Origin of the sequence: Bradyrhizobium ottawaense (genome assembly GCF_900099825.1) — a bacterium.
GTDB classification, from domain to species: Bacteria; Pseudomonadota; Alphaproteobacteria; order Rhizobiales; family Xanthobacteraceae; genus Bradyrhizobium; species Bradyrhizobium ottawaense_A.
Map to the genome: position 1 here is coordinate 2,001,224 of NZ_LT629693.1, position 25,381 is coordinate 2,026,604.

Here is a 25,381-nt window from a genome sequence, read left to right on the forward strand (position 1 = left end):
CGCAATCGGGCTTTGGCCGGTTGTGCGAAGGCGGCGTAATTCACGACCGCTCAGCGCCAGGTCGAAACCGGCGTCACGCCGTCGAGCACTTCCGCGATCCGCAGCCGCGTACCCGTGGTGGTATCCGCCGGCAGCGCGGTTGCATCGTAGAATCCGCACTCCACGATCTCGCGGTTCGGCTCCGGCAGGCGGTCCTGCCGGAACTGCCTGACCACATAGACCGCTACATGGTCGCGGGGCGATACGTGGCTGTTGAAGAACAGGCCATGCAGGGCCGGTTCGCCGACCAGTTCGATCCGCCCCTCCTCGATCAGTTCGCGCCGCAGGGATTCGAGGAAGCTCTCGCCGACCTCGACACCGCCGCCCGGCAGATGCCAGCCGGACACGTAACTGTGCCGGACCAGAAATACCCTGTCATCGGCATCCAGCACGACACCGCGAACGCCGAGCGTCATGCCGCGGGCGATCCGCCAGTAAAGATGAAACACCTGCCGCAATTGCGGCTCGATACGCTTTCGCAAGGTTTGCAGAGCGGTCACAGATCCCCCGGATGGACAGACGTCACGTTTGATCCTTATATCTCAGCATGATCGCGCGACAGCTCCATATCACGGGCCAGCCGGCGGAATGCCTATGACAGCCTTCACGCTGGCGCATCTGTCCGACCCGCATCTGCCGCCGCTGCCGGCGGCCCGCCTGCGCGATCTCGCCGGCAAGCGTGCGCTGGGTTATCTGAACTGGACCCGCAACCGCCACAAATATCACCGGCGCGAGGTGCTGGATGCGCTGGTCGCCGACATGCAGGCGCAGCGGCCGGACCATATCGCCGTGACCGGCGACCTGGTCAATCTTGCCCTCGAAGCGGAATTCGCCCCCGCGCAGGCCTGGCTCGAAGGCGTCGGCGCGCCGCAGCATGTCACCGTCATTCCCGGCAATCACGACGCGTATGTGCGCGCCACGCAACATCGTTTCGCCGGCGCCTTCGGCGACTATCTGCGCGGCGACGCCGGAACGGAAGGTGAAGCGTTTCCGTTCCTGCGCCGGCGCGGCCCGCTGGCGCTGATCGGCGTGTCCTCGGCGGTGCCGACGCCGCCGCTGATGGCGACCGGCAGGCTCGGCCGCGCGCAGCTCGACACGCTCGACCGTCAGCTTTCGCAATTGTCGGCTGAAGACGCCTTCCGGGTGCTGCTGGTGCATCATCCCCTGCACTCGAAGTCCCGCATGAAGCGGCTGACCGATTCGAGCGGCTTGCGCGCGGTGCTGAAGGCGCGCGGCGCCGATCTGGTGCTGCACGGCCACGACCATATCCATTCGACGATGTGGGTCGAAGGGTCCGACAAGCAGATTCCTGCGATCGGCGTTCCCTCCGCATCGGCGCTGGCGCACCGGCATTATCCGGCCGCGGCGTATAATCTGTTCTCGATCGAACGCGACGGCAACCAATGGCGTTGCTTGCAGACCGTGCGCGGCATCACGGATGGTCTGCGCGTCGAGGAAATCAGGCGGACGCAACTCATCTGACGTCATTGCCTGCAACAAACGCGAAGCGTTTGTGCAAGGGAGCACCGCGACGAAGCAATCCACTCTTCGTCGTGCGGCAAGATGGATTGCTTCGCTTCGCTCGCAATGACGGTCAGAGATTCCGCAAGCTCGCGAACAACGCCAGCGCGAACAGTGCCAGCACGCCGAAGAGGAAGCCGAGCACGAACGTGCCGAACCCGCGGCGGCGTGGCTTTGGCTCCGCCACCGGCTCGGCCAGCGGCGTTGCCACCATCGCATGCTCGCGCTCGATCATGCGGCGTGCGACATAACTGGTGACGGCATCGACGATGACGGGCACGTCATGCGATTCGGCGAGCACGATGCGGCCGAACCTGGTGTCCTGCACGAAGCGATAGATCCGCTTGTCGCGCCCCATCACGACATGGGCGACCACGTCGATCCACAGCCTCGGCGTTTCGCCCTGGCTGACGCCGCGATCGAACAAGTCGACCTTCTCCGGCACCTGGGCAAACAGCGGATCGAGCGCCTCGTTCAGGATCTCGAGCCGCGCGACTTCGGCGTCGCGCAGTTCGACGACGACGCCGGTGCGATCGGCGGCCTCGATCCGGGCCTGGCGCAACGCGTCGCGCAGCCGCGTCGGTCGCGTTTCGCGGGCCTCGTTGCCGGTGTTCTGCGCGTCTGACATTTGCAAGCCGCCTTTGTCCTGAAGGGGGTGGGCCCGGTTAACCTATCAGTAACCGCAACTAGCGCAAAGGTCTTTTATTTTCAATGGCTTACGGCGTCGCCAGCCTCAGGACTCACCGAACACAAGCAAGCGCAAGGCGAAGGAGACGATCGTTCGGCCTGTCCGCAAATTGCAGGCGGCCCCACCCGGAAATCCGGATGGGGCCGCCTGTCCTTGGCGTTTCCCTAGATTCTAGTTGCAGCCGGCCGATCAGGCCGAGACGCGCGAGGGCTCTTCCACGATCGAAAAGCGTACGCCGGCCTTGTGACGGTTCTCTTCAGAAACCGTACGCCAGGCGTCCTCGGCTTCCTTGCGGGTCTTGAACGGACCCTGCACCTGGGCCGAGCCTTCCACGAGCTTGTGGAAGTTCATCGATCCGAACTCGCCGCCAATCACCCAGAAATTGCTGTTCGTCATGGTCGTCTCCTATCGTTACCGTTAGCCGAACTGGTTCATCGTGTTGTGGGCGCCGCCCGCCTTCAGCGCGGCTTCCCCGGCGAAGTATTCCTTGTGATCGTCGCCGATATCGGAGCCGGCCATGTTCTGATGCTTGGCGCAGGCGATACCCTGACGGATCTCCTGGCGCTGAACATTCTTCACATAGCCCAGCATGCCCTGCTCGCCGAAATACTCCCTCGCGAGATTGTCGGTCGACAGCGCTGCCGTGTGATAGGTCGGCAACGTGATCAGATGGTGGAAGATGCCGGCACGCTTGGCCGAATCGGCCTGGAAGGTGCGGATACGCTCGTCGGCTTCAATGGCCAGCGGCGTATCGTCGTATTCCACCTTCATCAGCTCGGCACGATTGTACTTGCTGACATCCTTGCCGGCTTCCTTCATCGCGTCGTAGACCTGCCAACGGAAGTTGAGCGTCCAGTTGAACGAGGGCGAGTTGTTGTAGGCCAGCTTCGCGTTCGGAATGACCTCGCGGATGCGGTCGACCATCTTGGCGATCTGCTCGATATGCGGCTTCTCGGTCTCGATCCACAACAGGTCGGCACCGTTCTGCAGCGAGGTGATGCTGTCGAGCACGCAGCGGTCTTCGCCGGTGCCGGCGCGGAACTGGTAGAGGTTGCTGGGCAGCCGCTTCGGACGCATCATCTTGCCGTTGCGGTTGATGATGACATCGCCATTGCGGGCGTTGTCGGCCGTCACTTCCTCGCAATCGAGGAAGCTGTTGTACTGATCGCCGAGGTCGCCGGGCTTGTGGCTGACAGCGATCTGCTGCGTGAGGCCGGCACCCAGCGAGTCGGTACGGGTCACGATGACGCCGTCTTCGACGCCCAGTTCGAGGAACGCGTGGCGGCAGGCACGAATCTTCGCGATGAAGACCTCGTGCGGCACGGTCACCTTGCCGTCCTGGTGGCCGCACTGCTTTTCGTCAGACACCTGGTTTTCGATCTGCAGGGCGCATGCGCCCGCCTCGATCATCTTCTTGGCGAGCAGATAGGTCGCCTCGGCATTGCCGAAGCCGGCGTCGATGTCGGCGATGACGGGCACGACATGGGTCTGGAAGTTGTCGATCTTTTCGATCAGCGCCGTTTCCTTTGCCTTGTCGCCGGCCTTGCGGGCGGCGTCGAGGTTGCGGAAAATATCGTTGAGCTCACGGGAGTCCGCCTGACGGAGGAAGGTGTAGAGCTCTTCGATCAGCGCCGGCACCGAGGTCTTCTCGTGCATCGACTGATCCGGAAGCGGTCCGAACTCGGAGCGAAGTGCTGCGATCATCCAGCCGGACAGATACAGATAGCGGCGATCGGTCTTGCCGCCGAAATGCTTCTTGACCGAAATCAGCTTCTGCTGCGCGATGAAGCCATGCCAGCAACCGAGCGACTGGGTGTATTTGGTGGGATCGGCGTCATAGGCAGCCATATCGCTGCGCATCAGCGCCGCGGTGTACCGGGCGATGTCCAGGCCGGTCTTGAAGCGGTTCTGCAGACGCATGCGCGCCACGGCTTCGGCGGTGACGCCGTTCCAGGTCGGCTGGGTCTTGAGAAGCGCCTCGGCAGCTCCAAGCTCGCTCAGATAGGAAGCCGGTCCCTGGATAGCCTGGTCGCCGATGCCGCGTGGCTGATAGTTCATTTGCGTGATCCTTTAATCGACATTCTTGACAGTGCATTGCGAAACGTGCCGAGAGGTAAACGCTAAAAAGCTAAATTCGTATAGTCTGCTTGCGTTTGAATGGTGATGTTGTGTAACATCTAAACTTGTCATAGATGTCATTTTGTAAAGTTAGTCACAAAATGGGTCAGGAAAGCTGTCATGCCCGCTGATTCCGGAAAGAAGCTGTTTGTCGGGCCGAGATTCCGGCGAATCCGCCAGCAACTCGGCCTGTCGCAGACCCAGATCGCCGAGGGGCTTGGCATTTCTCCGAGCTATATCAACCTGATAGAGCGCAATCAGCGCCCGGTTACGGCGCAGATCCTGCTCCGGCTGGCCGAGACCTATGACCTCGATCTGCGCGATCTCGCCACCGCCGACGAGGATCGCTTCTTTGCCGAGCTGAACGAAATCTTCTCCGATCCGCTGTTCCGCCAGATCGACCTGCCGAAGCAGGAACTCCGCGACCTCGCCGAACTGTGCCCCGGCGTGACCCATTCCCTGCAACGGCTCTACGCCGCCTATACCGAAGCCCGCCGCGGCGAGACGCTGGTGGCGGCGCAAATGGCCGACCGCGACGAGGGAAGCCGATTCGAAGCCAACCCGATCGAGCGTGTGCGCGACCTGATCGAGGCCAACCGCAATTATTTCCCCGAGCTCGAAACCGCCGCGGAAAACCTCCGCGACGAACTCAACGTGCCGGCCGAAGGCCTGTTCGCCGCACTGGCGGCGCGCTTGCGCGAAAAGCATTCGATCGTCACCCGCATTATGCCGGTCGACGTGATGCGCGAGACGTTGCGGCGGTTCGACCGTCATCGCCGGCAACTGCTGATTTCCGAGTTGGTCGATGGCTCGGGGCGCAGCTTCCAGCTCGCGCTGCAGATCGGTTTGACCGAATCCAGCACCGCCATCGACGCCATCGTCAACCGCGCCGGCCCGCTCGACGACACGCCACGCCGGCTCTACCGGATTACGCTGGCGAATTATTTCGCCGCGGCTGCGATGATGCCCTATCAGGCGTTTCACGCCGCCGCCGAAGCGCTGAGCTACGACGTCCATGTGCTGGCGCAGCGCTTCAATGCCGGCTTCGAACAGGTCTGCCATCGCCTGACCACGCTGCAGCGGCCGAATGCGCGCGGCGTGCCGTTCTTCCTGCTGCGCGTCGACAATGCCGGCAATGTCTCCAAGCGGTTTTCTTCCGGCACGTTTCCGTTTTCGAAATTCGGCGGCACCTGCCCGCTGTGGAACGTGCATTCGACCTTCGACACGCCGGACCGACTGCTCCGCCAGGTGATCGAACTGCCGGACGGCACCCGCTATTTCTCGATCGCGCAGATGGTGCGCCGCCCGGTGGCGCCGCATCCGCAGCCGCAGCCGCGCTTTGCGATCGGGCTCGGTTGCGAAATCCGCCACGCGACCAAACTCGTCTACGCTGCCGGAATGGATCTGGAGAAGGCCGAGGGGACGCCGATCGGCGTCAACTGCCGGCTCTGCGAACGCGAAAACTGCAGCCAGCGCGCCGAGCCGCCGATCACGCGGACGCTGATCCTGGACGAGAACACGCGGCGGGTGTCGTCGTTCGCGTTCAGTAACGCAAGAGAGTTGTGAGCCATCTAATCCGCTAATCCTTTAGCTTGGACAGGACAATCGAATGTTCGTCTCATTCTTCCCGCGCCCAAAGTTGTTCTTCATCTCCGCGATCGTGTGGACCGCGCTGGCGATGACACTCTGGTACAGTTTTGCCGCCGAGTTGATCGGCTCGTCGGCACCCGGGGTCGTCGGCGTCGATATGTTCTGGACGGCGCGCTCGCTGTGGTTCGATCTTTATTTTGTGCTGAGCGTCGCTGTCTTCACCGGCTTCTGGATGTGGTTCGCGCCGCATCCCTGGACGCCATGGTCGATCGTGGGCTCGGCGCTGATCCTGTTCGCCACTTACTTTCAAGTTCAGGTAAACGTCGCCATCAACGCCTGGTTCGGGCCGTTCTACGATCTGGTCCAGGCCGCGCTTGCGAAAACGAGGCCGGTGACGCTGCCGGAGTTCTACGGCCACATATCGACCTTCGCCTCCATCGCCGTGGTCGCGGTCGTGGCCGGCGTGATGACGCGCTTCTTCGTCAGCCATTACATCTTCCGCTGGCGCACCGCGATGAACGACTTCTACATCGCCAACTGGCCGCGGCTGCGCACCATCGAGGGTGCCTCGCAGCGCGTGCAGGAAGACACCATGCGGTTTGCCAGCACCATGGAAAGTCTCGCTGTCGAACTCATCAGTGCCAGCATGACGCTGCTGGCGTTCCTGCCGGTGCTGATGAAGCTCTCCAGCAGCGTCACGGAGCTGCCGCTGGTCGGCTCCATCGCCTATCCACTGGTCATTGCTGCGGTGCTCTGGTCCGTGCTCGGAACCGGTTTGCTGGCGTTGATCGGCATCAAGCTGCCCGGCATTGAGTTCTTCAACCAGCGGGTCGAAGCTGCCTACCGCAAGGAACTGGTGCTCGGCGAAGACGACACGGCCCGTGCCGATCCACCGACCCTCAACGAGCTGTTCATCAACATTCGCCGGAACTATTTCCGGCTTTATCTGAACTTCCTGTACTTCAACGTCGGCCGCATCGTTTATCTGCAGATTGACGCCGTTTTCGCCTACATCCTGCTGGGACCCACCATCGTGGCCGGCAACATCACGCTTGGCACCATGAACCAGATCATCAGAGCGTTCGGGCAGGTCCGAACCTCGTTTCAATATCTGATCACCTCCTGGAGCACCATCGTCGATCTGATCTCGATCTATAATCGCCTGCGTGCATTCGAGGCCACGCTCCACGGCGAACCGCTGCTCTCGATCGAGTCCGTGGCGGACCCGGCGGGGTTGTGATTCGGTTTTGGTCATCATCGCGAGTCACCGGGGCGGCGTCAGGCGCCGCCCCAAGCCGCTTCAATCCGCGAGCGCGAACGCCTTGCACCAGCCATCCTTGCTGACCTCCCCCTCCACCACCTTGCAGCCGCTTGGCGGCTCGAACAGCGTGCATAATCCGCAGCTATAAATGCCGTTTGGCGTGTCCCGATACTCGGCCTGCTGCCGTGTCATCTTGTCCGACGCTTCGGCATGCGCGATCCGGGACCAAAGCCCCGCCGTTGCAACCCCGGCCGCCGCGCGCATGATCTTTCGCCGCGAGGGGTTCGATCGCTGTTCAGCCATGAGGCTTCTCCTGTCGTTGCGCGGATATTGTAATGCGCTCTCCCCGTCATTGCGAGCCAACGGGTCGCGCGAACGCGCGCCCGATGACGGTTGATGGATACAACTTCGCATTCTCGCGGCGCATCAAACAGAAAGGCCCGCCGTCAAGGCGGGCCTTTTGTCGACGGATCGCGCGAAGATCAGATCGCGCTGCCGTAGTAGTCGTTGACGGCGCGGGTGCGGGTCGCGTCGCCCCAGTTCCATGCATTGTCGTTGCCGTATTTCGGCGCGCCCTTGAGCTGCGCCTCGGTCACGCCGGTGATGTAGCCGCCGAGCGAGGTGTCGTACTTCAGCGTTTGCCACGGCAGCGGATAGTGATCGTCGCCGATGCCGAGGAAGCCGCCGAACGACAGCACCGCGTAAGACACCCTGCCGCTCTGCTTGTCGATCATGACGCGTTCGATCGAACCGATCTTGGTGCGATCGGCGCCATAGACCGCAGTTCCCTCGACCTTGTCGCTGCCGATCAGATTGCCTTGTTCCCGTACTTCCGTAACCATGTGTCTTCCTCCATGTGTGAGTAGATCGAGGAAAACGACGGGCGCGGTCAAACGTTCCTGTGGTGACATCAATCAGAATGACGCGTCGGGTGCGCGGTGCGGGTTCCTGTGTTACGTTTTGTACCGAGCAACTGAATCGGTCGCTCGTGCCAAGATGACTTTGGGGAGGCCGCATGCGTTCGGTTCTATTCGCACTCGCGCTGTTGTTGATCGGCGGCAGCGCTGTCGAAGCGGCCTGCACCTGCCTGTGCGTCGACGGGCAAATGCAGCCCGTGTGCGATAGTGGGATCAACCCGCCAAAGGTCTGCCCGCCGACGGTGTGCCGGCCTCCGAAACCGTCGGTCGCTCCGGTCATCCCGCCGAACGTGCTGCCGCTGGGTGGGTCGGAGTGCAAGCAGGCCCAGGTTTGCGATACCTCGGGCAAGTGCGTGTGGGAACAGGTCTGCCGCTGAGGCGCAGGGTCTAGGTCGGCGCACAGGCCGTGCTGATGATTTTTCCGGTTTCACTGAAACGGAAATGGGTGCGAACGGACCGGCCGTCGTGATCCCTGTAATCCAGCGACACGCCGCCGGCCTCGGGCAACAACGCATCGATCGCAAACGCGCCCGGCACCGGCTCCTTCAACTTCGGAAGCCAGTAGCGTTCCACGCCGGACTTGCCGCGAAAGCTGCCGCCTTCGCAACAGTCGACCTTGGCCGCATCGTCGTAGAGATCGACAAGGGCTGCGAGACTGCGCTGCCGGCAGGCGTCAATCCAGTCCACCACGGTACCAATCGGATCGAAAGCCATTGAAGAGTTCGACATCATCCACCTCGCGTACCGGCGCCCGCAGCCAAAACTAACGGTAGTGCGATGAACCGGCTGTGAACCGGCCGTTCGCTCGAAAACGCGATCGAGGGAACTTACCTCTCGCGCGGTTGTTTTCATTGCAGCTTCCCCGGAGGAACCCAGCATGAAATTTGCCATCATCGCGCTCGCGGGTGCCGCACTTTTCGCAAATTCGATCGCGCTGGCGCAGAACGCCAGCACGGGTTCGACCACGACGACCGGCGATGCCGCGGTTTTCCCCGCCACTTCAAATCCAGCCAACGCCGGTTCCAGCAGCGAAAACCGTGCAAGCCCCGGCGCAGGTATTGCCAGCGGCGCCATGAACAACGGCACCACCGGTGACACGATCGGAACCGGGCATGGAACGCCGGTGGCTCCAACGACTGGAACTGGAACGGCGCCCGCACCGGCGGGGCGCAACTAGACCGCGGCTGCGAACCCCATCAACGCTCTGCTTCGACGCGCTGTGCCGTAAAAGTCCCGTTCGGCTGATGGAAGATCACTTCGTCGATGGTCGTCCCTTCGCCGCGGAATTCGACGGTAAAGCCTTCCAGTTCGACAATGCGGAACCTGCGGCCCTGCTCGGGCGCCAGGCGATAGGCCGGTTGGAAGTCGGGCTTCAGCACCAGCCCGCCTTCATCATCGAGCGTCACGCGATGCACGGTCGCGCCACCCTTGAACTGGCCGACGCAGCGCGCGCGGAAGCCCGCATCGAGGCAGTCGCCGGACGCCTGGCGCGCGAACACGATATCCTTGACCATCGGCTCGAGCGAGGTCGAGAGGCTGACGATGTTGCCGTTGCGATCGGTCAGGAAGGTGATGGCGAGCCAGTCCGGCAAAAGGCGGTCCGGCGCCTCCGGTAGTTCGAACGTCTCGTAATGACGGTGCAACAGCGGCGCGAACATGCCGCGCCATGACCAGTGCAGCGCGCCGTCCTGGTAGCGGACCGACATCACGCCATAGGCCGGATGTTCGTAGTCGGCGGCGTAGGCGCCAAGTTCATGCGCGGGTCGCGTGTTCTTGTGGCGGGCTTTTTCCCGCGCATCCTTGTCGGCCTGCAGATGGGCGATAAACTCGTCGCGGCGCTTCCTGGCCCGCCCGCGCCAGTCGATCGGCTCGCGGCCGCGCAGCCGGTCGAGGATGTACCAGGTCAGGGCGGACGTCACCTCGCTCTGACTGCGGTTGGTGAAAACGGCAACGCCGATGCCATGATCCGGCAGCATCGCCATCTCCGTTCCCCAGCCGGGCCAGCCGCCGCCGTGCCGCACCAGCCGGTCGCCGCGATAGGAATTGCACTGGAAGCCGAGGCCGTAGTGCGCTTCGCCGAACTCCGCCTCGCCGGGCTGGGAGATGTAGACGCGTGCCGCATGCAACTCGCCGACCAATGCCGCCGGCAGCAAACGCTCGCCGCCGAATTCGCCCTTGCCGAGATGCAGCCGCATCCAGTTGGCGAGGTCTTCGACCGAAGTATTGATTGCGCCGGCAGCCGTGGTGCGGATCGGCAGGCGCATCGCCGGCAGCCGCGTATCCTCATGCATCATGTACGGCCGCGCGGCGTTCGCTTCGGCTTCGAGGTCCTCGAGGCTGAAGCCGACCTTCATGCCGAGCCTGTCGGTCAACCGTGCGCGGACGAACGCCTCAAAGCTCTGGCCGCTGAGCCGCTCGATCAGAAGGCCCGCGACGTTGTAGCCGAGATTGCTGTATTGCCAGGTGGAGCGGATATCGCGGCTCGGCTCGAGATACCGCATCGGGCCGAGCATTTCGGCAGGCGCCCGATCGCCGGCAAAGTGCACCTAGTCATGGCGCGGCAAACCCGAATGATGAGACAGCAGGTCGCGCACGGTGACGCGGTCGGTCGCGACGGAATCGTGCAGCCGAAACTCGGGCATGTAGTCACGCACCGGCTTGGTCCAGTCGAGCCGCCCTTCATTGTGCAGCAACGCGATCGCGGTCGCGGTGAAGGATTTGGTGATCGAGCAGATCACGAACTGCGTCGCCGTCGTCATCGGCAGATCGCGCTCTACATCGCGCACGCCGTAAGCCCGCGTCAGCGCCACCTTGCCGTCCTGCACCACCGCAAGCGCGGCACCCGGCACTTTCCAGTCGGCCATGACGCCGGCAGCGAGTTGATCGAGTTCGGGGATCAGGGCAGGGATCAGAGACTGGATCGGCGCGTGAGACGCTTCGGGAAAGGAGCTCATGGAAACTCTCTTCGTTCAACCATCAACAAACGGCGCCCCCCACAGCAAGGGCGCGGCGGTGTTCCGGCAAGTCAGTTTCCCGACCGGCCAGCCGTTCGTCAGCGTGGAAGGAGATCGAAGAAAATTGTCAGCATGGGTTACGTCCTCAGCGTGCCCCACAAAATTACATGGGGTGAGGCTTCCGTCCAGCAGCGCCGGCGGCAACACGCCGAGGGTTACGAAGAATTAATGCGAACTTGCAGGATGGGTGGAGCCAACGGGGCCGGCCGAAGGCCGGACCCGTTGGCTCCACCCATCCTACTGGATCGCGCTACCCCTCGATCACTTCCAGCACCTTCGGCGGCGACATCGGCAGACTGTAGAAGCGCTTGCCGAGCGCCTGGTGGACGGCGTTGGAGATGGCGGACATCACAGGGATCAGCGGCACTTCGCCGACGCCCTTGACGCCCTGCGGGTGTTTCGGATTCGGCACCTCGACCATGATGGTGTCGATCATCGGCAGGTCCGAACACACCGGCATGCGATAATCGAGGAAGCCGGGATTATCGACCTTGCCCTGCTTGTTGTAGATGTATTCCTCGTTCAGCGCCCAGCCGATGCCCTGGCTGACGCCGCCCTGCAACTGGCCTTCGACGTAACTCGGATGCACGGCGCGGCCGACATCCTGGATCGCGGTGTAGCGGATCACTCTGACAATGCCGAGTTCGACATCGACCTCGACGTCGGCGATGTGGGTGCCGAAGCCGCCTTCGGCGCCAACCGTATTGAGCTGCACGCCGGCGCCGATCGGTCCGCCCATCGACGGCGCCTTCTCGGCCAACTCGGCCAAGGTCAGCGGTTCGAACTGGCCGGCGTTCGGGCTGACCGGATGCGCCGCGCCGTTTTCCCATTTCACCGCTTCGGGATCGATGTCCCAGATCTTCGCCGCGCGTTCGCGCAGCGTGTGGATGACCTTCTCGGTCGATTGCGTCACCACGATCGAGGACGCGAACAGCACGCGGCTGCCGCCGGTGAGGTTCGAGAAGCCGATCGTCGCGGTGTCGCCGATCAGCACCGAGATGCGGCGGTAATCGATGCCGAGCAGTTCGGCGCAGATGTTGGCGATGCCGGCGCGGGAACCGCCGATGTCGGGATGGCCGGTGGTGACGACGACGTTGCCGTCCTCGGTGATGTTGACCTGCGCCGAGGATTCGCCGCCGGCGTTGAACCAGTAGCCGGAGGCGACGCCCCTGCCCTGAAACTTGCCGAGCGGCGCCTTGTAATGATCGGAGTCGCGCGCGGCCTCCAGCGTCTCGACATAACCGATGCGCGGATAGACCGGGCCGTGGGCGGCTTTTGTCCCTTCCTTGGCCGCGTTCTTCAGGCGCAGCGCCAGCGGATCCATCTTCAGCGCTTCGGCGAGCTCGTCGAGCACACATTCCACGGCATAGGCGCCGATCGGTGCGCCCGGCGCGCGATAGGCCGCGACCTTGGAGCGGTTCGACAGCACGTCGAAACCTTCCGAGAGAACATGCGGAATATCGTAGGGCGCAAAACTACAACCAACCGCGCCGCGGATCGGCGAGCCCGGAAACGCGCCGGCCTGCAGATAGAAGATGCCGTGCGCGGCGACGATGGTGCCGTCCTTTTTCGCGCCGATCTTCACCGTGCTCTTCGAGCCCGATGTCGGCCCGGTCGCCCGCATCACTTCCTCGCGGGTCATCACCATCTTGACCGGACGGCCGGATTTCTTCGCCAGCATGGTCGCCAGCGGTTCGAGATAGACGATGGTCTTGCCGCCGAAACCGCCGCCGATCTCCGCGGGAATGGCGCGGATGTCGCTCTGGTTGATGCCGGTGAGGTACGAGGTCATCGCCCGCACCATGAACTGGCCCTGGCTCGAGCTCCAGATCGTGGTCTTGTTGTCGGCGGCGACCGAAATCAGACAGGCGTGCGGCTCGATATAGCCCTGATGCACCGGGCGCGTGGTGAAGGAGCGTTCGACCACGATCTCGGCTTCTTCGAAGCCTTTTGCGATGTCGCCCTTCTTGACCTCGAGTCGCCCGGCGATGTTGGACGGCTTGCCTTCGAACTTCACGAAGTCATGAAGGATCGGCGCGTCGGGCTTGAGCGCATCGTCGATCTCGATCGACCATGGCAACACTTCGTAGTCGACCTCGATCAACTCGCAGGCTTTTGCCGCGATCGCCTCCGACGTGGCGGCAACCGCGGCGATGGGATGGCCGGGAAACAGCGCCTTCTCGCGCGCCATCACGTTGCGGCACATCCAGCGCATGTCCTGGATGCCGAGCATCACGGACTTGTCGAGCGGGAAATCGACGATGTCCTTTGCGGTAACCACGGCCTGCACACCAGGCAGGGCCTCCGCCTTCGAGGTGTCGATCGATTTAATCCGCGCATGCGGATGCGGGCTGCGCAACACCTTGCCCCAGATCATGCCGGGCATGGTGGTGTCGGCGGCGAACGCCGCGCGGCCGGTGACCTTGTCGACGCCGTCAGGGCGAATGGTGCGCTGGCCGATCCACTTGTTGTTGGTGACGACGTTCATCATTGTGCTGCCTCCCGCATATCAGCGGCGGTTTCCATTACTGCGCGAACGATCTTGTCATAGCCGGTACACCGGCAGAGGTTGCCGGCGAGCCAGAAGCGAACCTGCTCCTCGCTCGGATTGGGATTTTTCCTGAGCAGCGCGTCGGACGCGATCAGCATGCCCGAGGTGCAGATGCCACACTGCAGCGCCGCCGATTCCAGGAATTTCTGCTGCAGCGGGTGCAACTTGTCGCCATGCGCCATGCCCTCGATGGTGCGGATCTCGTGGCCTTCAGCCTCGACCGCAAGCATCAGGCAGGAACAGACCAGCTGGTCATCGAGCGTGATCGAGCAGGCGCCGCAGTCGCCGGAAGCGCAACCTTCCTTGGAACCGGTCAACCCAAGCGGGCCGCGCAGCGCGTCGAGCATGGTGTCTGACGGTTCGCACAGATATTCCATCGGCTCGCCGTTGATGGACGTGGTGACGTGAACTTTGGCCATGAAAATGATTTCCCGAATTCAATTAGTTTGGGCGCGCTTCGCCGCGATCAGGGTCGTGCGCTTCAACAGCACGCCGGCCACCTTGGTGCGGTAGACGATGGTGCCGCGCTTGTCGTCAATCGGACGGCAGGCGGCGGAGCAGGCACTGGCTGCTTTCGCCAGCGCGGCGTCATCGAGCTTGCTGCCTACAAGCGCCTTCGCGGCGTCTTCCACCAGCAGCACCGTCGGCGCCACGGCACCGAGGCCGACCCGGGCGGCGGTGCAGACGCCGTCCTTCATGGTGAGGCTGACGCCGAGGCCGACGACCGCGATATCCATTTCGGTGCGCGGGATCATGCGCAAGTAAGCATCGCTGGAGCCGGGGGCGCGCGGCGGCAACGTGAAGCTGACCAGGATTTCGCCGGGCTTTAAATTGGTGCGGCCGGGACCGGCCGGCACGTCTTCGACCTTGATGTCGCGGCGGCCGTTCGGGCCCTGCACCGTGACGATAGCGCCGGCCGCGACCATCGCGGGCACGCTGTCGCCAGCCGGTGAGCCGTTGCAGAGATTGCCGCCGGCCGACGCCCGCCCCTGGACTTGTTTGGAGCCGATCAGGTTGACAGCCTCCAGCACGCCGGGCCAGATCTTGCCAAAACTGTTGTGCTCGGCCAGCGCCATGCCCGACACGGCGGCGCCGATGCGAAACCCGCCATCCCTCGTCTGTTCGATGGAGGTCAGGTCGGGAATTTTCTTGATGTCGACGATCAGGCCCGGCTTCACCACGCCGGCGCGCATCTGCACCAGCAAATCGGTGCCACCGGCCAGAATGCGCGCGGCGCTGCCTGCGGCGGCAAAAGCGCCAATCGCTTCATCCAGCGTCGCTGGCGCCATGTATCGGAGTTCCGTCATACCGTTCCCCGTCTCCCTGATCTGTGCGCCCCATATGGGCGGCGGCCCTTTTTCGACCTGCGCCACAAGCCTACACGGCGAGAACGGGTTGGAACAGCCTCCGGGCTGCGGCTCTGATGGCAGGCTCCTATGCGCTTAGCGGGGCTTGCGGGACGATATTGCTCCGAGTTTTCGGCCGTAGGGCGGCATCCCTGCTCTTTTCATCCCTCGCATCTGCTCAACCGGCACCCGCCCCTGTTCGGCCTGCGCAGCCGCGACCGGCTGCGCCAAGGCCGCCAGCCGCAGCCGTCCCGGGCCAGCCGGTAGCAACGGCGCCCAGCCTGCGCGCGGCGGCCTGTCACAATGGGATGTCGTTCGACCGTTTCCTCACTGAGCTGAAGCAGCAGGCGATCGCGGCCGGCGTGTCGCAGCGCGCACTTAGCGAGGCCGCGCCCTACCTCGTCTACGACCAGAGCATCGTCAACCGCGACCGCGGCCAGCGCGTGTTCGGCCAGGTGTTCACCGAATTCGCACGGCGCAGGGCATCCGACAGCGCGGCCCAGCAGGCGCAGGCGCGGGTCCGGATGTATGCGGCAGCGTTCAACCGCGCCGAAAAGGAATATGGCGTGCCGCCGGCCGTGATCGCCGCGTTCTGGGGGCTGGAGAGCAGTTTTGGCGCCGAGCTCGGCAATCTGCATACGCTGCCGTCGCTGGTATCGCTGGCCTATGACTGCCGCCGCTCGGAGATGTTCCAGAACGAGACCATCGCGGCGCTGAAGATTGTCGATCGCGGCGATCTTACGGCAAGCGAGATGATCGGCTCGTGGGCCGGCGAGCTCGGGCAGACGCAATTCCTGCCGACGCATTATTTCAACTATGCGGTGGACTATGATGGCGACGGCCACCGCAACCTGTTGCGCAGTGCGCCCGACGTGATCGGCTCAACCGCCAACTACATCGCCAACGGCCTGAAGTGGCGGCGCGGCGAGCCGTGGCTGCAGGAAGTGCGCGCGCCGCAAAACCTGGCTTCAAGTTTTCCTTGGGACCAGGCCGACCTGACGATAAAATTGCCGCGCTCGAAATGGGCGCAGCTCGGCGTCACCTATACAGATGGAAAACCGCTGCCCAACGACGACATGCCGGCCTCGCTGCTGCTGCCGATGGGCCGCACCGGACCTGCGTTCCTCGCTTATGCAAATTTCGCGGCCTATACCGAGTGGAATAATTCGCTGATCTATTCGACCACCGCGGGCTATCTCGCCACCCGCATCGCCGGTGCAGCACCGATGCGGCAGCCCACGGCGCCGGTGGTGCAATTGCCGTTCAACGAGATCAAGGAATTGCAGCAGCACCTGGTGCGCGCCGGATTCAATGTCGGCAAGGTCGACGGCGTACTCGGCCAGCAGAGCCGGATTGCGGTGAAGACGATGCAGGCGAAATACGGGCTGCCGGCCGATTCCTGGCCGACAGCCGAATTGCTGGCGCGGATGCGCAGCGCGCCGAGGTAGAGCCGTATCGCTCCCTCGCCCCGATCTTGCGGGGAGAGGGTTGGGGTGAGGGGCTCTCTCCACGAACTTTGTCGCCAATGGATAGACCTGTACCCCCTCACCCGGATTGCATCTATCGATGCGATCCGACCTCTCCCCGCAAGCGGGGCGAGGTGAAGTAGCGACGACACGGAAAATAATTCACCGTGATCGGCGGTGTTCGGCAGTTGCATTTTGCTACTGGCCGCCCCACCTGCAGCACGCAGTCTCTGCACGCAACGATATTCCACAACACGAAAAGAGCATCATATGTCTTTCTACGACGCCACCGTGCCGGCTTATCTTCAGGTTCTCGGCAGCCTTTCCGGCCTGCTCACCAAGGCCGAGGCGCATTGCGCCGCCAAGAAAATCCAGCCCGAGGTGCTGCTCAATTCGCGGCTTTATCCGGACATGCTGCCGCTCTCCAAGCAGATCCAGCTCGCCACCGATTTCGCGACCCGCGGCTGCGCCCGCGTCACCCATAGCGACGTGCCGCAAACCCCCGATACCGAAAAGACCTTTGAGGAATTGCGCGCACGGCTCGCCAGGACCATCGACTACGTCAAGTCGTTCAAGCCCGCACAGTTCGAGGGCGCCGATACCAAGGACGTCACCTTCCCGATGGGTCCGGAAAAAACGATGACGATGAAGGGCCAGCAGTTCATCTCGAACTTCTCCCTGCCGCAGTTCTACTTCCATGCAGCCATCGCCCACGGACTGCTGCGCCACAACGGCGTCGAAGTCGGCAAGCGCGATTTTCTCGGAGCGAATTGACGGCCGCCCCTCATGGTGAGGAGCGCGAAGCGTCTCGAACCATGAGGCCACAGGCGGGCCTACATCCTTCGAGACGCGGCCAATCCCCGCTCCTCAGGATCAGGAGAAACGATAATGCCACCCGGTTTCGCCAGACGAGACCGGGTGACATCGCCTCAAGCATCATGACGTGCTAGTGCTCTCCCCAACAAGAAACTCAGGGAGAGCCAACCGATGTCCACCACCACGCACGCCCCTCAAAAAATCGATCCGTCCGCCTCGCTGCATGCGGAATCGCTTGGCCTTGCGAAGAGCCATGGCCGCCTCGCCGGCCGCCGCATCATCGTGGTCGGCGCCGGCCAGCGCAAAATCATCGACGAGGAGCCGCCGATCGGCAACGGGCGGGCGATGTCGGTGTTGTTCGCGCGCGAGGGCGCGCATGTCGCCTGCATCGACGTCAGCAAGGAAGCCGCCGACAACACCGTGGCGCAGATCGCGCGCGAAGGCGGCAAGGCCTTCACCGATGTGGTCGATGTCTCCGACATCGCGGCGATCGCGCCCGCGGTCGAGCGCTGTGCGAAGCAGCTCGGCGGCCTCGATGGGCTTGCGCTCAACGTCGGCATTTCCTGCGGCCTGTCGCTGCCGAAAATGACGGCGGAGGCTTGGGACAAGGATTACGCCGTCAACGTGCGCAGCCACATGCTGTTCGCGCAGAAGGCGCTGGAGATCATGGCGCCGGGCGGCGCGATTACACTCACCTCGTCGATGGCGAGCCAGCGCGGCAATGGCCGCAACCCGGCCTATGAATCCTCCAAGGCGGCGCAGATCGCACTTGGCCGGGCCATTGCCCGCGCCGGTGAAGAAAAGGGCATTCGCTGCAATGTGATCGCGCCGGGCTTCATCGACAGTCCGATGGGCCGCGACGCCAGCCGCAGGCGGGCCGATCGCGCCCTGACGGTGCCATTCGGCCGCCAGGGCACCGGCTGGGAGGTCGCCTATGCTGCGCTGTTCCTGATTTCGAATGAATCATCCTACGTCAACGCGCACACGCTGTTCCTCGATGCCGGCCATATGGGCGGGATCGTGCGCGGCTAATCTGCGCCAACAGGATGGCTGGGGCATTGCACTGCACGCGGCAATGCCCAACTGTTCCCTACCCGCCAACTTTCCGGAACCTAACAACATGAGCCAGACCAAACTGTTCGAGCCCTTCAAACTCGGCCCGATTACGCTGCCCAACCGCCTCGTCATGGCGCCGCTGACCCGCAACCGCGCGATAGCGCCCGGCATGGTGCCGAGTCCGCTGGCGGTGGACTACTACGGCCAACGCGCCTCGGCAGGATTGCTGATATCAGAAGCCAGCCAGGTTTCGCAGCAGGGCCAGGGCTATCAGGACACGCCCGGCATCTATTCCAAGGAACAGGTCGCCGGCTGGCGCGAGGTCACCGACCGCGTCCATGAGAAGGGCGGACACATCTATATCCAGCTCTGGCACGTCGGCCGCATCTCGCACGATTCGCTGCAGCCCGGCGGCGGCAAGCCGGTTGGGCCCTCGGCGATCCGCGCCAAGGGCAAGACCTTCGTCAACGGCACCTTCACCGACATTTCCGAACCGCGCGCGCTCGAGCTTTCTGAAATCCCAGGGATTATCGAGGACTTCAAGCGCGGTACCGCGAACGCACTTGAAGCCGGTTTCGACGGCGTTGAAATCCACGGCGCCAACGGCTACCTGCTCGACCAGTTCGCCAAGGACGGCGCCAACAAGCGCACCGATGCCTACGGCGGATCGATCGAGAACCGCGCCAGGCTGATGCTCGAAGTGTCCAAGGTGGTGGCGGCCGTCGCCGGCGCCGATCGTACCGGCATACGCATCTCGCCGGTGACGCCGGCCAACGACGTTTCGGATTCCAATCCGCAGCCGCTGTTCGATCATATCGTGGAAGGGCTCAACGCGCTGAAGCTGACCTACATTCACGTCATCGAAGGCGCTACCGGCGGCCCGCGCGATATTGCGCCGTTCGACTATGCGTCCCTGCGCAAGCGCTTCAAGCAGGCGTATATCGCCAACAACGGCTACGATTTCGATCTCGCGACGAAAGTGCTGGCCGAAGGTGCGGCCGACCTGATCGCGTTCGGCAAGCCGTTCATCTCGAACCCCGACCTGGTCGAGCGCCTGAAGAAGGGCGCGCCTCTGAACGCGTTCGACAAGGCCACGTTCTATGGCGGCGGCGCGAAGGGATATACGGATTATCCGACGCTCGAGGCTGCGCAGGCGGCGGAGTAACGGACTGTCATGCCCCGCGAAGGCGGGGCATCCAGTAATCACTGACGCCGGTGATTGAACCGCAAGGCCGCTGCGTACTGGATCGTCCGCCTTCGCGGACGACGACGGCAATCGTGGTGCCCACGACAACGCGTAATCGGGATAGGGGGGAGCCTCACAGCTCCGCCCCTCCCACACCACCGGACATACGGGTCCGTATCCGGCGGTTCGGTGGATCATGCGGTCTGTGGTGCCGCGACGGAAGTTAGGCCGAGTGCACTGAAGAACGCGATTGGCATGGCGATGGTGAGCGCGGGGCTGTTTGCGAGCCGCCAAGGGCCATGTGGGCTGCCGGCGGTTTGTGCCGCCAGATCCCGGCCGACGCCGCAACGTCGCAACTCGGCAAAGCGAGTGTCACCCCGTTTCCATTGTTTCCAGGCGATGGCGCGCAACCGCCGCCTGAGCCACTCATTAAGCGCGCGCAACACTGACGGTGTTTGGCAGAAGCCGAAGTAGCCGCGCCACCCGATCAGGTAGACCGACAGCTTCTTGACGATCTGCGCGAGGCTTTGCCCGCACGTGCGCCGCGTCAGCTCCCGGACTTTTGCTTTGAAGCGGGCGATCGCCTGCGGCGCGATGCGCCGCCGTGGCTCTTTCCCGCCGGTGAAGCTGAAGCCCAGGAACTTGCGGACACTCGGTTTGGCGACCGCGCTCTTGGCTTTGTTGATCTTGAGCTTGAGACGCTTTTCCAGGAACTTCTCGATGCCGGCCAGTACCCGCTCGCCCGCCTTCTGACTGCGCACATAAATGTTGCAGTCATCAGCATAGCGCACGAAGCGGTGACCGCGCTTCTCCAATTCCTTGTCCAGCACATCCAGCATCAGGTTCGACAACAGCGGCGAGAGCGGTCCGCCTTGCGGCGTACCCTCCTCCGTCGGACTGACCAGTCCTCCCTCCATCACCCCCGCATTCAAGAATGCGCGGATGAGCTTCAGGAGGCGCTTGTCAGCGACCCGCTTGGCAACCAGCCCCATCAGGATGTCGTGGTTGACCCGGTCGAAGAACTTTTCCAGATCGATATCCACGACGACGGCATGCCCGGACGCGATATACGCCTGCGCCCGTTCCACCGCCTGATGCGCCGAGCGGCCCGGCCTAAAGCCGAAGCTTGTCTCGGAGAACGTTCCGTCCCGGTCCGCTTGCAGCACCTGCATCACCGCCTGCTGGATGAACCGGTCGAGCACCGTCGGAATGCCGAGCGGCCGCAGGCCGCCCGACGCCTTCGGTATCTCCACCCGCCGCACCGGCTGTGGCTGGTAGGTGTCCTCAAGCAGTTGGGCTCGGATCGCGAGCCAGTGCTCCTTCAGGTAGGCCGGCAGTTCGCCGGCGGTGATCCCGTCGACGCCCGCCGCACCCTTGTTGCGCGTTACTCGCGCCAACGCTTTCTTCAGGTTCTCACGCTCGATCACTACTTCCATCGACGGTCCCGCGACCGCCGGGCGTTCGAGACAGGCTTTCGCCGTGCCGGCTTCAGTCCCTTGGGAGGGGGCGCTTCGGGCTTCACCCGACGCGTCGCGGCCCAAGTCCAGTGTTTGCTGTGTCTTCTGCTGCACGGTCTGCACGAGATTGCCGCTCTACTGACCTCTTCCACCGTTCAGGCCTTCGGCGGCGCGCGACCGCCTACTATGCCCTCTGCTGACTTCTGCGCGGCGATCAGGCCGCCTTACGACAGCCTCAGTCCCGTTGCCGGGACACCGCGCAGACCTCCCGAGGTAAGACCGACCGCCTTCGCCGCACGCCCGCCGGATTTACCACCCCGGCCCTTGATGACCATGGACTTCGCGATCATGTGCTCGCTCGTCCGCCCGGGTAGGCCTCGTTATCCGGTACTTGTCCATCGAGCCGCGGTTTTGCTCCACGCTTTCTTCAGACCCCACCTCGCGGTGACGCCCTTGCGCTTCACTAATCCTTCGCCGTCATCAGGCTGGATAGAGGACTTCCACCTCCAAGCTGTCGTTCATACTCGGCACACACAAAAAAGGCCGGGATCGCTCCCGGCCTTTCGCTTTCCCGTTCCGTCATGCCCCGCCACCGGGTCTCGCCCTCGACCGGCCCGATGATAAGCTCCGCAACGATGCAATCCGGCCTTCCCGCGCTGCTCTGGATGGCTTCGCTTCGCTCGCAATGACGGCTAGGATGAACCGCGCAGCCGCAGCGTTCGTCTTCGTCGGGGAGCATGGTCGAAGGATATGAGCCGGAACACCGCCGAGGACATCGCGCGTGATGCGACCGCAGCCTTTAACTCCGGCCAGCCCGACCGGGCGCGCAAGCTATGTGAGGAAGGTCTGACGCATCGGCCGGGCGAACCGATGCTCCATCATCTTCTCGCCGCCGTGCTGTTTTCCAAGGGCGAGGTTGAATCCGCCCGTGCCCATGTCGAGGCCAGCCTTGCCAGGCGGCCGGACAATGCGGCCGCGCGCCTCCTGGCGGCGCGCATCGCCCGCACCGCGGCGGATTTCGACAGCGCATTGTCGCATCTGGACCTGATCATCGCAGCCGCGCCCCAGCGGGAAGCCTTTCTGGAGAAGGCGCGAACGCTTGACCAGGCAAGTCTTCACCAGACGAGCCTTCGCGAACAGGCGCGCGAGGCGTGGCGGGCCATTCTGAAAGTCATTCCGCAGAGCCAGGAGGCCGCAGCGCGGCTCGGGCGGCTGGCATGGGAAGATGGCGACCATGCTGCGGCGCTGCCCTTGCTCGAGCGCGCAACCGAGGGCGACACGCCGGCGTCCACCTGGTTCGATCTCGGCCTCGTCCGCCAGGATTTGCGCGACTACGCCGGAGCCGCAACCGCCTATCGGCGTGCCGTCGAGGCAAAGCCGGACTTCGCCGAAGCCGCGCTCAACCTCGGCGTGGTGCTGCAGGAGAGCGGCGATATCGACAACGCCATGCAGGCCTACGCGCAAGCCTATCGCCTGCGCCCGCAAACCTTCGGCACCATCGCGATGGCGCTGACCTCGGCACCCCACGGCCGCCTGTGGATCGATGAGGCAGCGCTGCGCCGTTCACTCACGCAATGATTTCGCTGATGGAAACGCGCCAGGACAAAGGATCGCCGCTTCGGTTCTGATTCAATCGGAACCGGGAGATGTCAGCCTGCCGCGCCGCGCGCGAAAACGCTTGCGGTAGACGCCGGGGCTGGCCAGCACGTCGGCGACGGTGCTGCTGTAAGCCGTCTTGTGAACCTCGTCGAAGCATTCGAATTCGAGTTGCGGCGCCGCGCGCGGGACCGCAAAGCACTGCGCCACAGGCGTGCCCTTCGGCAGCACGCCGGAAAAATCAGGCTGGGTCCAGATCGCCGGAAAATTGATTCCGCCGTCGTGGAAGCGATCGGAATCCACCAATCCCGAGATCAAGCGAAATGGCAGGTCATCGCGATTGACCGGATGGGTTGCGAACAACGACCAGCCGGGTTCAAGTTCGATGGTCCAGAAACTGTTGAATTTGATCGCGGCCTGACCGGCCTTCGCAAACGGCGTATCGGGGAACTGGGCCGGGACATGAAAGCTCAAGGGAGCGCGCGGATGTCCTGATGTCAGCGGCTCGGGAATGTCCCAGGCCCACGAAAACGAACCGCTGGTGACGGCAACATCGCAAGGCAGCAGTATCTGGACGCCGTAAGCCATCGCATCAACAAAGGGCGGGCATTGCTTGACGGTTCGGATTTCCCGTCCGTGGATCTCCGAGTGGGCCTTCGCCGGCATTGCCCGCAGCCAGTCGGGAAGCGCGCTGCGCGCCGGAATCGGCCGCGGCAGATGATCTGACAATGCGGGGTCGCAACGGAACACCATGCGCATGGCGGACTCCTTCAGGCTGGCGGCCGATATGGTGCGGCGACGACGGGCGAGCGTCAATGACGCGATGCGCCCATCAGCGCAATGACGGCGTACCCGGACTTGACAGACGTGGCACATCGCCATTGCGATGACAATCGGGATAGGGGGGAGCCTCACAGCTCCGCCCCTCCCACACCACCGGACATACGGGTCCGTATCCGGCGGTTCGGTGGATCATGCGGTCTGTGGTGCCGCGACGGAAGTTAGGCCGAGTGCACTGAAGAACGCGATTGGCATGGCGATGGTGAGCGCGGGGCTGTTTGCGAGCCGCCAAGGGCCATGTGGGCTGCCGGCGGTTTGTGCCGCCAGATCCCGGCCGACGCCGCAGCGTCGCAACTCGGCAAAGCGAGTGTCACCCCGTTTCCATTGTTTCCAGGCGATGGCGCGCAACCGCCGCCTGAGCCACTCATTAAGCGCGCGCAACACTGACGGTGTTTGGCAGAAGCCGAAGTAGCCGCGCCACCCGATCAGGTAGACCGACAGCTTCTTGACGATCTGCGCGAGGCTTTGCCCGCACGTGCGCCGCGTCAGCTCCCGGACTTTTGCTTTGAAGCGGGCGATCGCCTGCGGCGCGATGCGCCGCCGTGGCTCTTTCCCGCCGGTGAAGCTGAAGCCCAGGAACTTGCGGACACTCGGTTTGGCGACCGCGCTCTTGGCTTTGTTGATCTTGAGCTTGAGACGCTTTTCCAGGAACTTCTCGATGCCGGCCAGTACCCGCTCGCCCGCCTTCTGACTGCGCACATAAATGTTGCAGTCATCAGCATAGCGCACGAAGCGGTGACCGCGCTTCTCCAATTCCTTGTCCAGCACATCCAGCATCAGGTTCGACAACAGCGGCGAGAGCGGTCCGCCTTGCGGCGTACCCTCCTCCGTCGGACTGACCAGTCCTCCCTCCATCACCCCCGCATTCAAGAATGCGCGGATGAGCTTCAGGAGGCGCTTGTCAGCGACCCGCTTGGCAACCAGCCCCATCAGGATGTCGTGGTTGACCCGGTCGAAGAACTTTTCCAGATCGATATCCACGACGACGGCATGCCCGGACGCGATATACGCCTGCGCCCGTTCCACCGCCTGATGCGCCGAGCGGCCCGGCCTAAAGCCGAAGCTTGTCTCGGAGAACGTTCCGTCCCAGTCCGCTTGCAGCACCTGCATCACCGCCTGCTGGATGAACCGGTCGAGCACCGTCGGAATGCCGAGCGGCCGCAGGCCGCCCGACGCCTTCGGTATCTCCACCCGCCGCACCGGCTGTGGCTGGTAGGTGTCCTCAAGCAGTTGGGCTCGGATCGCGAGCCAGTGCTCCTTCAGGTAGGCCGGCAGTTCGCCGGCGGTGATCCCGTCGACGCCCGCCGCACCCTTGTTGCGCGTTACTCGCGCCAACGCTTTCTTCAGGTTCTCACGCTCGATCACTACTTCCATCGACGGTCCCGCGACCGCCGGGCGTTCGAGACAGGCTTTCGCCGTGCCGGCTTCAGTCCCTTGGGAGGGGGCGCTTCGGGCTTCACCCGACGCGTCGCGGCCCAAGTCCAGTGTTTGCTGTGTCTTCTGCTGCACGGTCTGCACGAGATTGCCGCTCTACTGACCTCTTCCACCGTTCAGGCCTTCGGCGGCGCGCGACCGCCTACTATGCCCTCTGCTGACTTCTGCGCGGCGATCAGGCCGCCTTACGACAGCCTCAGTCCCGTTGCCGGGACACCGCGCAGACCTCCCGAGGTAAGACCGACCGCCTTCGCCGCACGCCCGCCGGATTTACCACCCCGGCCCTTGATGACCATGGACTTCGCGATCATGTGCTCGCTCGTCCGCCCGGGTAGGCCTCGTTATCCGGTACTTGTCCATCGAGCCGCGGTTTTGCTCCACGCTTTCTTCAGACCCCACCTCGCGGTGACGCCCTTGCGCTTCACTAATCCTTCGCCGTCATCAGGCTGGATAGAGGACTTCCACCTCCAAGCTGTCGTTCATAC

At 63.6% G+C, this 25,381-nt stretch carries 24 protein-coding genes and 1 pseudogene; 10 read left to right on the forward strand and 15 right to left on the reverse strand.

The genetic code is table 11. From position 1 onward, the window contains the following. Positions 1-50: 50 nt before the first annotated feature. The gene (locus BLR13_RS09330) at positions 51-539 is read right to left on the reverse strand and encodes an NUDIX domain-containing protein (protein ID WP_074825238.1); all 489 of its coding nucleotides are present in this window, start codon (positions 537-539) and stop codon (positions 51-53) included. 94 nt (positions 540-633) lie between these two features. Between BLR13_RS09330 and BLR13_RS09335 the strand changes: the two genes are divergently transcribed. Next, positions 634-1,521 (forward strand): metallophosphoesterase family protein, encoded by an 888-nt coding sequence (locus BLR13_RS09335; RefSeq protein ID WP_074825236.1) that lies wholly within the window; start codon positions 634-636, stop codon positions 1,519-1,521. Between the two features lie 112 nt (positions 1,522-1,633). Here BLR13_RS09335 and BLR13_RS09340 read toward each other — a convergent pair whose 3' ends face one another. The 3 genes from BLR13_RS09340 to BLR13_RS09350 all read right to left on the reverse strand — a co-directional run bounded on the left by BLR13_RS09340 (position 1,634) and on the right by BLR13_RS09350 (position 4,306). Continuing rightward, positions 1,634-2,188, reverse strand: coding sequence for a hypothetical protein (locus tag BLR13_RS09340; RefSeq protein ID WP_074825234.1), 555 nt, complete (start codon positions 2,186-2,188; stop codon positions 1,634-1,636). A gap of 249 nt (positions 2,189-2,437) precedes the next feature. Further along, positions 2,438-2,644, reverse strand: a complete 207-nt coding sequence (locus tag BLR13_RS09345) for a DUF4170 domain-containing protein (protein WP_074825232.1) — start codon at positions 2,642-2,644, stop codon at positions 2,438-2,440. 21 nt (positions 2,645-2,665) lie between these two features. Beyond that, entirely contained in the window at positions 2,666-4,306 is a 1,641-nt protein-coding gene (locus BLR13_RS09350; protein WP_074825230.1) for an isocitrate lyase, read from the reverse strand. Positions 4,307-4,486: 180 nt separating this feature from the next. Here BLR13_RS09350 and BLR13_RS09355 point away from each other — a divergent pair, with 180 nt between their 5' ends. Together BLR13_RS09355 and sbmA are read left to right on the forward strand one after the other, a co-directional pair. Next, positions 4,487-5,932 (forward strand): helix-turn-helix domain-containing protein, encoded by a 1,446-nt coding sequence (locus BLR13_RS09355; protein ID WP_074825228.1) that lies wholly within the window; start codon positions 4,487-4,489, stop codon positions 5,930-5,932. 43 nt (positions 5,933-5,975) lie between these two features. Beyond that, positions 5,976-7,196 carry a peptide antibiotic transporter SbmA gene (gene sbmA, locus BLR13_RS09360; RefSeq protein ID WP_074825227.1) on the forward strand — a complete coding sequence of 407 codons (1,221 nt, stop codon included), beginning with the start codon at positions 5,976-5,978 and terminating at the stop codon, positions 7,194-7,196. A 60-nt stretch (positions 7,197-7,256) separates the two neighbouring features. Here sbmA and BLR13_RS09365 read toward each other — a convergent pair whose 3' ends face one another. Then, positions 7,257-7,520, reverse strand: coding sequence for a hypothetical protein (locus BLR13_RS09365; protein ID WP_074825225.1), 264 nt, complete (start codon positions 7,518-7,520; stop codon positions 7,257-7,259). Between the two features lie 179 nt (positions 7,521-7,699). Continuing rightward, positions 7,700-8,059: a PRC-barrel domain-containing protein gene (locus BLR13_RS09370; protein WP_074825223.1), complete on the reverse strand. Its 360-nt coding sequence runs from the start codon at positions 8,057-8,059 to the stop codon at positions 7,700-7,702. Between the two features lie 173 nt (positions 8,060-8,232). Between BLR13_RS09370 and BLR13_RS09375 the strand changes: the two genes are divergently transcribed. Next, on the forward strand, positions 8,233-8,511 hold the full coding sequence (locus tag BLR13_RS09375) for a hypothetical protein (RefSeq protein ID WP_074825221.1): 279 nt from the start codon (positions 8,233-8,235) through the stop codon (positions 8,509-8,511). 10 nt (positions 8,512-8,521) lie between these two features. Here the strand turns inward: BLR13_RS09375 and BLR13_RS09380 are convergent, their stop codons facing one another. After that, on the reverse strand, positions 8,522-8,848 hold the full coding sequence (locus BLR13_RS09380; RefSeq protein WP_074825220.1) for a hypothetical protein: 327 nt from the start codon (positions 8,846-8,848) through the stop codon (positions 8,522-8,524). A 163-nt stretch (positions 8,849-9,011) separates the two neighbouring features. Here BLR13_RS09380 and BLR13_RS09385 point away from each other — a divergent pair, with 163 nt between their 5' ends. Then, a complete protein-coding gene (locus BLR13_RS09385; protein WP_074825218.1) occupies positions 9,012-9,311 on the forward strand; it encodes a hypothetical protein in 300 nt (99 codons plus the stop codon). Positions 9,312-9,330: 19 nt separating this feature from the next. Here BLR13_RS09385 and BLR13_RS41635 read toward each other — a convergent pair whose 3' ends face one another. The 5 genes and pseudogenes from BLR13_RS41635 to BLR13_RS09405 all read right to left on the reverse strand — a co-directional run bounded on the left by BLR13_RS41635 (position 9,331) and on the right by BLR13_RS09405 (position 15,006). Beyond that, complete coding sequence (locus BLR13_RS41635) at positions 9,331-10,053, reverse strand: DUF3471 domain-containing protein (protein ID WP_283806924.1); 723 nt, start codon at positions 10,051-10,053, stop codon at positions 9,331-9,333. Next, a pseudogene (locus BLR13_RS41640) lies at positions 10,045-11,088 on the reverse strand (serine hydrolase domain-containing protein); the annotation flags it as partial. The pseudogene BLR13_RS41640 and the gene BLR13_RS41635, both read right to left, overlap by 9 nt. A 310-nt stretch (positions 11,089-11,398) precedes the next feature. Next, the gene (locus BLR13_RS09395; protein ID WP_074831723.1) at positions 11,399-13,636 is read right to left on the reverse strand and encodes a xanthine dehydrogenase family protein molybdopterin-binding subunit; all 2,238 of its coding nucleotides are present in this window, start codon (positions 13,634-13,636) and stop codon (positions 11,399-11,401) included. Beyond that, positions 13,636-14,118 carry a (2Fe-2S)-binding protein gene (locus BLR13_RS09400; protein WP_074825216.1) on the reverse strand — a complete coding sequence of 161 codons (483 nt, stop codon included), beginning with the start codon at positions 14,116-14,118 and terminating at the stop codon, positions 13,636-13,638. The genes BLR13_RS09395 and BLR13_RS09400 overlap by 1 nt, the downstream gene beginning before the upstream one ends. Before the next feature lie 18 nt (positions 14,119-14,136). Continuing rightward, positions 14,137-15,006, reverse strand: a complete 870-nt coding sequence (locus BLR13_RS09405; protein ID WP_074825214.1) for an FAD binding domain-containing protein — start codon at positions 15,004-15,006, stop codon at positions 14,137-14,139. A gap of 347 nt (positions 15,007-15,353) precedes the next feature. Here BLR13_RS09405 and BLR13_RS09410 point away from each other — a divergent pair, with 347 nt between their 5' ends. The 4 genes from BLR13_RS09410 (at position 15,354) to BLR13_RS09425 (ending at position 19,548) form a co-directional block, all read left to right on the forward strand. Then, entirely contained in the window at positions 15,354-16,493 is a 1,140-nt protein-coding gene (locus BLR13_RS09410; RefSeq protein WP_083387625.1) for a lytic murein transglycosylase, read from the forward strand. A 288-nt stretch (positions 16,494-16,781) separates the two neighbouring features. Continuing rightward, complete coding sequence (locus BLR13_RS09415; RefSeq protein WP_074825212.1) at positions 16,782-17,285, forward strand: DUF1993 domain-containing protein; 504 nt, start codon at positions 16,782-16,784, stop codon at positions 17,283-17,285. 213 nt (positions 17,286-17,498) lie between these two features. Continuing rightward, the gene (locus BLR13_RS09420) at positions 17,499-18,359 is read left to right on the forward strand and encodes an SDR family NAD(P)-dependent oxidoreductase (protein WP_074825210.1); all 861 of its coding nucleotides are present in this window, start codon (positions 17,499-17,501) and stop codon (positions 18,357-18,359) included. An 88-nt stretch (positions 18,360-18,447) separates the two neighbouring features. After that, positions 18,448-19,548 carry an alkene reductase gene (locus BLR13_RS09425; protein ID WP_074825208.1) on the forward strand — a complete coding sequence of 367 codons (1,101 nt, stop codon included), beginning with the start codon at positions 18,448-18,450 and terminating at the stop codon, positions 19,546-19,548. Positions 19,549-19,763: 215 nt separating this feature from the next. Here BLR13_RS09425 and ltrA (BLR13_RS09430) read toward each other — a convergent pair whose 3' ends face one another. Beyond that, complete coding sequence (ltrA, locus tag BLR13_RS09430) at positions 19,764-21,149, reverse strand: group II intron reverse transcriptase/maturase (RefSeq protein WP_244525127.1); 1,386 nt, start codon at positions 21,147-21,149, stop codon at positions 19,764-19,766. A gap of 627 nt (positions 21,150-21,776) precedes the next feature. Here ltrA (BLR13_RS09430) and BLR13_RS09435 point away from each other — a divergent pair. Continuing rightward, on the forward strand, positions 21,777-22,604 hold the full coding sequence (locus tag BLR13_RS09435; RefSeq protein ID WP_074825204.1) for a tetratricopeptide repeat protein: 828 nt from the start codon (positions 21,777-21,779) through the stop codon (positions 22,602-22,604). 51 nt (positions 22,605-22,655) lie between these two features. Here the strand turns inward: BLR13_RS09435 and BLR13_RS09440 are convergent, their stop codons facing one another. Both BLR13_RS09440 and ltrA (BLR13_RS09445) read right to left on the reverse strand, forming a co-directional pair. Beyond that, positions 22,656-23,381, reverse strand: a complete 726-nt coding sequence (locus BLR13_RS09440; protein ID WP_074831719.1) for a hypothetical protein — start codon at positions 23,379-23,381, stop codon at positions 22,656-22,658. Positions 23,382-23,594: 213 nt separating this feature from the next. Further along, entirely contained in the window at positions 23,595-24,980 is a 1,386-nt protein-coding gene (gene ltrA / locus BLR13_RS09445; protein WP_244525128.1) for a group II intron reverse transcriptase/maturase, read from the reverse strand. Between the last annotated feature and the right edge of the window lie 401 nt (positions 24,981-25,381).